Below are 12,372 nucleotides of genomic sequence, written 5' to 3'. Positions count from 1 at the left end.
TTGATGAACATATTATTCCGATTCAAGCTTAAGTATAGCATTTCTATCTCCGTCGTCATAATAAGTTAATCTGACATATAAATTGGGGCGAATAACCCCACCGTAAAAGAATGTTTGATGATAACCTGAGCGTCCTACTTCAAAATGAGAATAATGGAATGAAACACCTTGCACAGTAAATCCTTCATTACCATGCCCCTCCTTTGATTCAGGATAATAATTTTCCACTACTCCTTCCACTATCTTAAGTTCCTTGCTGTTGCTGTTTAACAGGGCCTCATCATGTTTGTAAACATCGATTTTTAACTTTTCGATACTTAAGTATAAGAAAGAAAAGATTACAACTGGTGGTATCACCGCCAAAAAAGCATTAACCTGCTGCCCCGTGTTAAGCGTTACTTTCAAATTTTTCCCTTTTCCAAAATACATCGCAATACAAAAACCTACAAATAACGCCACGAAAGCATAACGCATGATTAAATACAACATACTGGGAGGGTTATCTAAGGTGCTGTATACAGTATGTAAATGATGCATAGTGACAGGCTGGCTTTCAAATATAAAATATTCTTATTTGTTCTTACCTGAATACGTATCGCTTTATGGTCAGCGTGAGCCGAAAGATTGAACTGATGGGATCTTTTCATGGATTCGATGTATAACATCATCCATTTCGTGCGCGCAACATTCCAATAAAGGTAAAACTTCATCACGTTCCTCTTTTGTCTGCGCTAATTTTAACAAATTGATCAGGCCGAGCATGGTAGCCACTGGTTTGCGGATCTGATGCGAACTCATCCACGCTACTTCGCGCAACAATTCGTTTTGCTGCCTGATCTCTTCGTCTTTTTCCCTCCGGAGCGTAATATTCTGACAAATGATCACGTAGCCCTGAAAAACATTACCATCGCTGTAAGCCGGGGATAACTGTGCTGAGATCCAAACAGGGGTTTTATCCCTTGTATAAATTAATATGTCTGAAGCAAAAGTTTCGTGGAGTGATTGCCGGCGGACAAATTCATCCAATACGGCATTATTGGTGTCGGGACCCACAAGGAGGTCGGTACCCTGCCGCCCGCAAATTTCCTGTAATTTATAGCCTGTTTGCTCTTCAAAGGCTTCATTCACCCACTGCACCGTTCGTTCCGGATCGGTAACAATTATCATATTATTTACGCGACGGATCATATCGGCCAGCTTCTTATTCTCCTGCGTACTTCTTTTAAGCGCGTCAATATCTTTAATAGCGCCAATCAACCTAATCGGTTTTTTTTGAGCATCATAAACAAAATAGCCCTGATCCATAACGTATTTATAAACGCCATCGCCCACATTGATCCTGTATTCACACTCCCAGTTGGTAAGGCCCTGCCCGCTGATCTTTGCCTGGCTTTGCACAACCTCATCAATATCATCAGGGTGGATAAGCGCCCGCCACCAGCTTAGGTCATGGCCAATCTGGTTTACCGGTATTGAAACCAATTGAGTAAGGCTGGTATTGTAGATCAGTTTATCCTCAATCATATCCAGATCATATACAACATCTTTAGTAGCCTGCGATACCAGTTCATATCGTTCTACCGCTTCTTTTAACTTCAGATCCTTTAATTTATCTTCGGTAACATCTGAAAAATAAACGCCAACACCTTCATCTGTTGGATATGCCGCCAACCGGATCCATTTTCCCAAAACAATAGAATAATCTTCACGCCTGACAATGACCCGTTCCTCCAAAGCCCGTTGATAAGCAGGATACAATTTATTTTGCTCTTTCGGAAAAAGTTTAAAAATACTCCCGCCTACTACCTCTGCCTCTTTTTTTCCGATCAGCTGTAAAAACACATCGTTAACACGGATGATGTTCATGTCTGTGTCAAGTGCAAAAAAGGCATCACTGATACTGTTCAGTGTATTTTCAAAATTATAAAGGTACTTGTTCCGCTCATGCTCAAGTTGCTTAAACTCTGTGATATCCTGCAGCGAACCTATAATTTTCCGGCCGGGATCCCGTGTGTCGTCAAGGCGGGCCAGTTGCCTGATGTAACGGGTACTTCCATCCAGGGCAATTATCCGGTGTGTGACATCCAACTGTTTGCCCTCTGTAATCAGTGCTTCAAGGGCCGAAGTCATCGCCGAACGGTCTTCCGGATAAATATGCTGAAGGTAGATATCAAATGCATCGCGCCCATCTGTTTTATCCAAACCGGTAAGCTGGTAAACCTCATCTGACCAAACTAACAGCCTTTGAGCAGGATAAAATTCCCACCCGGCTACTTTGGTAAATAATTGAGTATCCCGAAGCTTCCGTCTTTCTTCCAGCAGATCCTGGTTCATACGCTCCAGTTTTTGTTCAAAAATCACATACTCGGTTACATCGCGCGCCATAACAAGGATATGGGTTTGCCCGTTAAACAGGATCTGATGCGATGTAATGTTGACGATGATTTCGCGGCCGTCTTTTTTTACATGCCGCCAGGTACCGCTTTGGTTAATATTACCTTCCAGCCGGGCGGCGGCGGCAATTACGTTCGATCTATCCTCAACCGGCCTGATATCCAAAATTGATCTGCTCAGAAATTCCTCGCGGGTATAACCATAAGCATCAGTGGCAGCATCATTTACCGAAACGAAACGAAGCGTCCCCGGATCATAAATCCACATGGGATTAGGATTGGAATCATACATATCGCGGTATTGAGCTCCGGTCATGTGAAGTTTCCGGTTGTCGGAACGGATCAGGAACAACAACAACACGCCGGTAATAAGTACGAAAAAATATCCTTTCGCGGAGCTTAGCCACAGAAATTCAACATTGCTTAACCGGTGCCCAAAAAGAAAAAGCAGCTGATCGCTAAAAGTGATCCATAAGATACTGATGACAATATAAACCAAACTTATCCGCAGGGCTCCAAATCTCATTCTAAAAACCATTGATCCAACAGTAGTTAAACGTTTTATAACCAAATAGGTTGTAGACTTTCATAGGATAAGGGTTGAGGCATTAAAAAAAGTACAGCTATATGCTGCGAATAATAGCCAGTATGATCCAGATTATTGCCCCACAAACAATTAACCCTCCAAATGCAACCAATAAACCGGTAACCACTAAACGTGGATTGTAATAAGAAACCTTTTTGTCATCACTTTGAGGCACGGCAATTTACTTTTAAGCAGGATGGAAAATGAAAAACGTATCAGGCTATAACTGTTTAAACGACAGTTCCTCAATAATAAGCTTTTCCAACGAGAATAAAAAATATTTATCAAAGCAAGATGCCTGGAACGTTCTGAAAGGCAGAATCTTAATTTAGCTACTTATGGTTCTCCGGTTTAAAAACCACATTTCCATCCCGTTTAATGCGCCATGCTGTTACCGGATTCATGTGGTAACCGCCTATATCTTTGCCACGGGCGTCGATGAGTTGTTTTAAAGTAGGCTGGGTATAGCCTGTTTCGTCGGTAACACGACTGAGTATTTCTGTTTCTGAGCCATCCCAATGCCAGAGATGGCGAAAATAGGTATGCGCTTTTTCCAATACCGGGCCCTGTAGCCGGGCTTCAATCCAATTTTTACCGGCATCGGTACTTACTTCAACCTTTACCACCTTTCCCCTGCCGCTCCAAGCTATACCACGAATTTCGATCCAGCCGCGTTCAATCGTTTGCGGGAAGGATGGGTAGGTGATGATAGACCGGGCATCCATTTCAAAGCTGAACATCCTGATCTTATCTTTTACCGGGTAGGTATATTTTGAAGTTTCCTCGCGAGTAAAATATGGCGCGTCAGAAATTTCTATCCGTCGTAACCATTTTACATTGGTATTGCCCTCCCATCCGGGTAAAAGCAAGCGCGCAGGGTACCCTTGCTCCGGACGAATGGCTTCGCCGTTCTGTGCGTATACGATCATGGCATCGTCCCAGGCTTTACGAATGGGGATGCTTCGGGTAAGCACGGCAGCATCACCGCCTTCAGCTAAAAACCAGGTGGCTTTAGGATTCACGCCCAGTTCACGAAACAGGGTTGAAAGCATCACGCCCGTCCATTCGCTTTGACTGGTGAGGCCAAGGATCTCCTGTACGGTCATATCCTCTTTACCCGTGCGGAAATTGCCAGCACATTCAATAAAACAGGTGCGGGTTACGGATGGAAAACGTTTCAAGTCATGCAGGCTAAACTTCATGGGCCGCTCCACCATCCCGTGTATCAATAACTCATATTGATTTGGGTCGATGGAAGGCACACCAGCATGGTGCCGTTCAAAATGCAGATCGGATGGGGTAATGGTACTGTACAGATCCTGCAGCGGTGTACGTGATGAAATATCCGATGGCTTCTTAACCGGGCTTTCAAACGGCGAACGTGTGCCAACCTTTCCCGGCAGCGGACCGGGCTGCTTTGTAGGATCGGGAATCGCAGGTACTCCCACCTGGATATATTTTGCAAATACCGAGGTTACCGGCAAAATAGCCGTAGCCAGAGCACCGCCCAGCAAAGTACGGCGACTTATTTTCTTTTCGGTTGTTTTTACCGGCTTGTCCTGCTGTTCCATACTCATTTCACTTCCGGGCCGCCCTTGCGGTCATCAACAATAAAAAGTTTTTGTGCCGGCATCTCTACTTTAGATAGCGTACGGGCATTCATTATTTGATTGGCTTTAATGATCTTATTTTCATTCAGCAGCCAGGCGCAAAGGCTGTATACTTCATCATCAGTAAGCGAACCTGGCGCGTTATAAGGCATGGCCCGGCGTACATAATCAAACAAAGTAGTGGCGTAAGGCCAGTAATTACCTATAGTTTTGGTTTTACCACCGCCCACCACTAATGGCGGACCGGGCAACTTCACGCCTTTAATCTCCTTACCATCTGCCCCGTGACACGCTGCGCATTTATTGGTGTAAATTACCGCCCCTTCGGCCACATTGCCACTCCCCGATGGTAAGCCTTTACCATCCGGACGTATATCAATATCCAATTTGGTTATATCCTGTTGGGTGGCAGTCTTGCCATAACCAAATGTTTCGGGCCATTTTTGCTTATTTTGATAAGAAAGCCAAAGCCAGATCACCACCCCAATTATGGTGATCCCCCCGAAAATCAGGGCATGGCTTCGCCTTAGCTTTAACTTTTTAAGCATGATAAAAGCTATTTTAGAATAATATCAGCGCTATAACCAGCGTAATGAAAATATTAAAGGTTTGTGCTATCAGGAACGCGTATAACGGCTTTTTGCTGTTCCGGTTAAACAGATCGGCAAAGTTGGTTTCCAGGCCAATACTGGTAAAGGCGAGGGCAAACCATAGTCCCTGCAAGTTCTTCAAACTATCCTTAACCGTAGCAGCAGCCGATGGTGGCAGAAAGAAAGAAAACAGCAACGATGCACCTATAAAACCCAACACAAATTTTGGAAAACGCTCCCAGATCACTTTAAGTGTTGGTTTGGTTTCTTTATCACTTGCCGATGGGTGTTTGGTGTAAGTCCAGTAAATAGAGATAGCAAAAGCTGCCAAACCAAGCAACACATTTTGTGAGAATTTAACAATGGTACTAATCTTCAGGGCTACCTCACCTACTAATGATCCTGAAGCTACAACCGCGCCGGTAGTGTCGATACTGCCACCCAGCCAGGCGCCGGTTACCGGTTCCGAAAATTTGAAGTAATGGGCGATGATGGGCATGAAGATCATCATCGGGATAGCCGTGATCAACACCATCGATATTACATACGATAGCTTTTTTGAATCGCCTTTGATAGCACCCGCTGTGGCTATGGCCGCTGATACACCACAAATGGATACCGCGCTTGATATCATCATGGCCATTTCGTCATCAACCTTAAGCTTTTTGCAAGTCCAGTAAGCAAAGTACCAAACAGAGGTTACAACCAGTAAAGCTTGTATCAAACCTAACGAACCTGCTTTTAAAATATCGCCAAAAATTACGCTGGTACCTAACAATACCAGGCCTACTTTTACAAACAACTCAGTTGAAAGTGATGACTTTAACCATTCCGGTAGTTTAATAAAATTGCTGATGAGCAAACCCAAAACCAAACTGAATATTACAGCCTCAAGGTTAAGCGATTTAGCCTGGCTGCTTCCAGCAAGCACAAGCGCAAGTATAGTAACCACATAAACCAGTGGAAAGCCTAAAGCATAATTTTTAACAGATTTGCCGGTTATAAATGCGCCTATACCGCCAATAATGGCTACAAAAACAAATTGTAAAAGTATTTTAACAAGGTTTGCCGAACCCAGTACAGTTCCGGTTAAATCGGCACCGGTTTTCCAGCCGAAAGAGGGTACAGGTAAAAGCAGGCCTGCCAGCGACAGGATAATGATCAAAGAACCTAAAATAACTACTGCCCAGTCTTCATGCAGGGTTAGTTTAGTAGTGGTGGTTGACATAATTGAATTTTTATAGTGTGATAATATGTTATGATTTTATGCTGATGTTAAAAACATCTTTTAGCGCGCGTTTGGCCGAATGATAGCCACACATGCCGTGTACCCCCCCGCCCGGAGGTGTAGATGACGAACAGATATAAATTCCCTTTGCCGATGTACGATAAGGCGAGCGCCGCAAAACCGGCCTGGTAAATAACTGGCCAATGTCGATGACGCCACCATTGATATCTCCGCCAATGTAGTTAGGATTATAATTCTCCAATTGCCGGGTATTAAAGGTATGCCTGCCAATAATGCGGTCCTGAAAACCGGGAGCGAACCGTTCCACCTGTTTCTCGATGATATCTGTCATATCCTTATTTGATCCGTTAGGGACATGGCAGTAAGCCCAGGCCGTATGTTTACCTTCGGGTGCACGGGTATTGTCAAAAAGGCTTTGCTGGGCCAATAAAACAAATGGCTTTTCAGGATGCAAACCCTCCCAGATCTGTTGTTCGCCAATTGCGATTTCGTTTAACGTGCCGCCAATATGTACCGTTCCGGCTTGTTTTGCCCCTTCTGCCTTAAATGGCACAACGTCGTCAAGCGCCCAGTCTACCTTAAAAACGCCCATGCCGTAACGATACCGTTCCAATTGCCATTTATACAGCGATGAAAACTTATGCCCGGCAATTTGCAGCAGTTGTTTAGGCGTAACATCAAACAAAACCGCGTTAGCCGATGGCAGCTGATCAAAAGCGGTGATATAGGTATTGGTTTCAATCTTTCCTCCAATCGAAATAAAATACGATGCCAGCGCATCCGCTATTTTTACAGAGCCTCCTTTAGGTACCGGCCAGCCTTTTAAATGCCCGTTAGCCATCAACACCAAAGCAATAGCCGATGTAGTAAGGTTGGTTAATGGCTGAATACTATGCGCGGCCATACCTGCCAAAAGCCCTTTGGCCTCTTCGGTTTTAAACTTTTTGGCGAGGTGAGTTGATGATGTCAGTGCATCCAGTCCAAAAATTGCCAGATCAACCGGGTGTTTCGGAAACGTAAGCGGTCCTAATACGTCAGCAGCCAAACCCGGCCATGATTTTACCAGGTGCGCCATCAGTTTAATATAGGCATCCCTATCCTCGCCAAGCAAATCGGCAGTTTCAATGATCGATTTTTTGAGTACCGCGGCTGTCCCGTTATCAAAGGGGTGCGCCGCCGCAACCTCCGGATAAATATATTCCAGGCCGTGCTCATGCAGGGGCAGCTTTTCAAAAAATGGCGATCCGGCAGCCAGCGGATGAATTGCCGAGCAAACGTCATGTTTAAAACCGGGCAGCGTAAGTTCTTCGGTGCGTAAGCCGCCGCCTATTTTGTCCTTCCCTTCCAGCAATAAAACCGAAAGCCCATGCTGCTGCAATAATATGGCTGCTGCAAGGCCGTTTGGCCCCGAGCCTACTATCACTGCATCATAATCACGTTTTTCCGGTTTCATCTGGTATCTGTTTTTAGTATTTGCCCGCCACCAATTTGCTATCGGTAAGCGCGTATGGACGGTTTACGCGGTCAAGCACAATATACACATCATTTTTCTTGTCGTCCTTGCCGGTCAACACAATGTGCGATCCCGTTGCATCTGCGTTGTAACTTAACACCATGTGCGCACGTTTACGTTTATCTTTTAGCTCTTCGGGCACACCACGCTCCCGGCGGGTTGATTGTGCCGCCGGATCAATAGCCGTTACTTCATTGCGGATGTTAGCCTTTGCTTCGGCAGGGATAAATGGTTTTGCTAATTTATTATCGCCTGCTTTCTCTCCGCCGCGATTACCACGCCTGCCTTTGCGTTTGGTAAACTCGGGCAGTTTATCCTGTAGGTAAAGCACCTTGTTCACGGTATCGGCATCGTAATAAAATACCCTTTTACCTCCGGCTACGCCTGTAAGCTCGAAGTTACGGTTGATATCGCGCATAGCGGCACCACCACCATTAGATAAGTCGAGATTTAATGGCTTATTAATATTAAAGGTTAAGGAAGACCATTTCTCGAACGTTACCCCTTGCCAGCGCACCGAATCTAAAGGAGAATAAGGGATATCCTGCCCGTTGAGTTTAAATTCACTCACATTATAATTACCCCGTAATTGTTTTACGCCGCTTGTAGATGGTTGCTTATAGGGATCATATTTAAAGTTTACATACTGCAAATAGTACAGCCAAACCAGGAATATGCCAACAGTACCAGTCTTTAAAACGATGCGTGTAACGATAAGCCATTTCTGGTTAATTTCCGGGATCAAAACCGGAGGAACGGTAAAGCGCTCTTTGATAAGCAGGTTATAAACCGGCACAATATCGTACCATAATAAAAACGCCGAGAACAATACAAAATATGAGGCATACACATGAACTCCGCCATCATAGGCAAAGTTTACATAAGTGATATCGCCCAAAGCTCCCAATAGCAACACCGCGCCAAAAGTGGTGGTTTTGCGAAAGAAAAGCATGGTGCCCGCAGCCAGCTCCACAACACCGGCAAACACCTGGTACCAGGGCACAATGCCTACCGAAAGCCAGTAGATCTTTTGCGCTGTCAGATCGCCGAAATGCGTGTTAAGTACACCTAATGAAGGATAAGGCATTTGAACCGGGAACAGCTTTGTAAAGCCGAACCCGATTATGCCTATACCTGCCCTGTACCGCACCACCACGCGCAGCCAGTAATACAGGTTATGATATTGCTTGTTTTTGTTATCAAACGCAGTCCAGATCAGACCGCCTACGATACCAATAGCAAGCGCTTCAACCCAATCAATATAGCCTAACAGGTTATATGCCGGGGTTTGAAATTTGTAAATGCTTGGCGAAAACCGCGCTATGTCATACAAGTCGCGGTAATGCAGATGGAACCAATTGATGGTTACCAGGTTATTCCACCACTCGGCAGTGGTTGGGATACACATGATAATGAAAAAGATGAAAGCGATACGAAAAGCTACACGCTGGGTAGCAGTCCATTCCTTCTGTGCGCCGGTATCAGTTACTGGGGCAGCTTGCCGGGCTTTGCTTTCCGGGACAACATTGCCCACCTGTTCGGTGTCGGGGTTTATTACTGTTGTTGCCATGATAAATATCTTTTAAAGGTTTATAGCTTATAGTTTAAGTGCCTTGCTCCTGCCCTGGGCTGCTTCCTGCAGCAGGTATTTTTTGTTAATCCTGTCCAGCTGCACATAAACAGAGTCCTTGTTATGATCAACACCTGTCAGGATAATAGTGCCGTTTTCAGGTTTGGTATAAAGCAGCGTAAACTGATCAGCCTTGTAATTACTGTTCCTATTTTTGAGCAGCAAAAGCTGTTTTACGGTATCGGCCACATAGCTGTAATAGGCCCTGCCGGTTGTACCGTTAAGTTCATATTTACGATCATCGTTGTTCCTGCTGATTTCTTCGGTGGTAGCGGTATCGGCTTTATATCTTTTTAATGAACCTATGCTGATGGTATTCCATTTTTCAAAAACAACATCGTTCCAACGACTGGTATCTGTTTGTGAGTAAGGCAATTGTTTGCTATTGATCCTGAAATCGCTCACATTATATAAACCTGCTGCACCGGCTAAACCTTTAGCTTTTGGGTATTGATAGATATCATGATGATAAGCCGCGTAAGTTTTATATCCGTACAGAAACACGAAAAAGAAAATAAACAGGCTTTTTAACACCAAACGTGATGTACGCCATTGCCCGTTTAATGAAATTTTCACTGTATTTGGTGCCGTTGGTTTACGCAGGGCTACCAGGTTATAAATACGTTGGATATCGTAAACCGTAAGGAATAAAGCAATGTTGATGAGGTAAAGCGCGTAAATTGCTTCGCCGCCATCATAAGCTATATTGGATATGAACACATTACCCGTAAATACCAGGATAATGATAGCACCGAGTGTCGCGGTTTTACGGAACAGCAGCAATACGCCAACTATTATCTCCACCAAACCCAAAAACGATTCATAACCCGGCACTATACCCAGGCTTAACGAGAAAAGTTTCCAACGGTCAAAATCACCATAAGATGTGTTCAGGTTACTGATAGATGGCAGCGGTGATTGTAAAGGAAAGAACTTGATAAAACCATAAGCGATGATTCCGATAGCCAGGCGGTAACGCAAAATCACCCTTAACCAGTAGTACAACTTATTATAGTTTTCGCTCTTTTTATCGCGGATACTCCAAACGATAGCGCCTATCAATGCAATGCCGGCTATGAATGCCCAATCGGCAAGGGTACCTATGCCCCATGTGCCGGGTGTACTGCTGCCAGATATAAATTGCGGCGTGTAACGACTGATGTAAAAAATATCGCCAAAGCCGAGGCTGCCCCACTGAATGCGGAACAGGTTGCCGAAGTACTTCCAGTCAAGCGGAAGGGCCTGCAGCACAAAGTAAATGAAGAAGAACCGAAAAGCCCCCTTTTCGTATTCCTTCCATTTGGTTTGGTTGGTGGTTAATGTGCTCATTGTTTTATGTTTTTAAATTGATTTAGAAGACGCCGGGGGCAGGTTCGAACTGCCGTACAAGGTTTTGCAGACCTCTACTTAGCCACTCAGTCACCCGGCTTTATGTCCTTACTAATAACCCGGATTCTGCGTTAGCGCCGGGTCAACATTCAGCTGATCTACCGGGATAGGCAAAATATTTTTCGTGGCGTCTGTTACGCCCAATACGGCTGCTGCCCTTCCCGTGCGCACCAAATCAAACCAGCGATGGCCTTCCAAAGCAAACTCTATACGGCGCTCGTTTTCAATGGCCAGCAAAATATCGGCTTGTGAAACCGCTGTTGTTGCTGTTAAGCCTGCGCGGTCACGTACAGCGTTCAAATCAATCCGGGCATCGGCAAGCTTATTAAGCTGTGCACGCGCTTCCGAGCGGATCAGGTATTCTTCGGCAATCCTGATGACATAAGCCGGATCTGTTGCCGGGCTGCGGTAATAAAGGTTGCCATACCATAAACCTGCAGATGTTTTAGCCACCAAAGCACTCCGGTTACCTCCTATGGTAGCGTCGTTTACCAATGCTAAAAACGCGGCGTTAGGCGCCCATTGGCGGGTACCGCTATTAGCAGGCGGCTGCCATTGCCCACGGTGACCATTGGTATAAGTAGCACTGTAAGCCAGTTCAAACACCGATTCTTTAGTACCTACCGCATTGTTGGCAAACCACGCGCTGTAAGGCTTTAACAGCGAATAATTCTGCGTATCGCCCAATACCAGCGTAGCATAGTTTTCGGCGTTAGTCCAGTCTTTTTGGTACAGGTAGTACCTTGCCTTCAAGGCATAAACTGTTTCTTTATTGGCCCTTACCGGGTTTTGCGAAGTTGGTAGCGGCAACAATGGTTCGGCAGTATTCAGGTCGCTAAGTACCTGTGCGTAAGTTTGCTCAAGCGTGCTGCGTTTGATGCCATTTTTATCTGTAGCCGATATGGTTGGCGTGGTCACTATCTGTACACCACCCCAGGTACGGGCAAGGTCAAAGTAGCATAAGGCCCGGATGAAGTACGCTTCCCCAAGCAGCTGGTTTCTTTCGGCTGTTGTCAGGGTAGCATCGGTAACGCCGGGTAATTTGGCTATTACATAGTTTGCGCGGTTTATGGTTGTGTAAATAGCCAGCCAAATACCCGATACCGTGGCGTTATCGGCCTTTACATTATGGTCAATAAACTGTTGCACGATAGATTGCGAACCTGTCCACTGGATATTATCGCCTGATAAATAGCCTACCGAAACAAAGTTTACGCCATAGTAGTTATCGGCAGATAATGCCCTGTAAATACCGCGCACCGCGGTTTCGGCAGATGCTCGATCAACAATGGTTTGTGAATCAGATACCGAATCTTTCGGCTGAACCTCCAGGAATTTTTTGCAGGAAGCCAGCGTCACAAGCGACAGAACCGGGATTGTATATTTTAAAGTTTTAAGTAATTTCATGATCG

The 12,372-nt window shown here is 45.1% G+C and carries 9 protein-coding genes and 1 tRNA gene; all 10 read right to left on the bottom strand.

All coding sequences use genetic code 11. From position 1 onward, the window contains the following. Positions 1–12: 12 nt before the first annotated feature. The gene (locus EAH55_RS06715) at positions 13–474 is read right to left on the bottom strand and encodes a hypothetical protein (RefSeq protein WP_162996767.1); all 462 of its coding nucleotides are present in this window, start codon (positions 472–474) and stop codon (positions 13–15) included. A 132-nt stretch (positions 475–606) separates the two neighbouring features. Then, complete coding sequence (locus EAH55_RS06710) at positions 607–2,919, bottom strand: PAS domain S-box protein (RefSeq protein WP_162996766.1); 2,313 nt, start codon at positions 2,917–2,919, stop codon at positions 607–609. Positions 2,920–3,311: 392 nt separating this feature from the next. Then, a complete protein-coding gene (gene soxC, locus EAH55_RS06705; RefSeq protein ID WP_244228104.1) occupies positions 3,312–4,550 on the bottom strand; it encodes a sulfite dehydrogenase in 1,239 nt (412 codons plus the stop codon). Between the two features lie 2 nt (positions 4,551–4,552). Next, complete coding sequence (locus tag EAH55_RS06700; protein WP_121808934.1) at positions 4,553–5,137, bottom strand: c-type cytochrome; 585 nt, start codon at positions 5,135–5,137, stop codon at positions 4,553–4,555. 13 nt (positions 5,138–5,150) lie between these two features. Further along, on the bottom strand, positions 5,151–6,407 hold the full coding sequence (locus EAH55_RS06695; protein WP_121808933.1) for a YeiH family protein: 1,257 nt from the start codon (positions 6,405–6,407) through the stop codon (positions 5,151–5,153). A gap of 28 nt (positions 6,408–6,435) precedes the next feature. Further along, positions 6,436–7,881: a phytoene desaturase family protein gene (locus tag EAH55_RS06690; protein ID WP_121808932.1), complete on the bottom strand. Its 1,446-nt coding sequence runs from the start codon at positions 7,879–7,881 to the stop codon at positions 6,436–6,438. Between the two features lie 13 nt (positions 7,882–7,894). Continuing rightward, a complete protein-coding gene (locus EAH55_RS06685; RefSeq protein WP_121808931.1) occupies positions 7,895–9,511 on the bottom strand; it encodes a hypothetical protein in 1,617 nt (538 codons plus the stop codon). Positions 9,512–9,538: 27 nt separating this feature from the next. Next, positions 9,539–10,900, bottom strand: coding sequence for a DoxX family protein (locus tag EAH55_RS06680; RefSeq protein WP_121808930.1), 1,362 nt, complete (start codon positions 10,898–10,900; stop codon positions 9,539–9,541). A gap of 29 nt (positions 10,901–10,929) precedes the next feature. Continuing rightward, positions 10,930–11,000, bottom strand: a tRNA-Cys gene (locus tag EAH55_RS06675). 11 nt (positions 11,001–11,011) lie between these two features. After that, on the bottom strand, positions 11,012–12,367 hold the full coding sequence (locus EAH55_RS06670) for a RagB/SusD family nutrient uptake outer membrane protein (protein WP_121808929.1): 1,356 nt from the start codon (positions 12,365–12,367) through the stop codon (positions 11,012–11,014). Positions 12,368–12,372: the final 5 nt, after the last annotated feature.

Origin of the sequence: Mucilaginibacter kameinonensis, from assembly GCF_003675385.1 — a bacterium.
Classification (GTDB): domain Bacteria; phylum Bacteroidota; class Bacteroidia; order Sphingobacteriales; family Sphingobacteriaceae; genus Mucilaginibacter; species Mucilaginibacter kameinonensis.
Note: the sequence above shows the minus strand (reverse complement) of the source record. Positions and strands in the feature narration are given on the sequence as shown.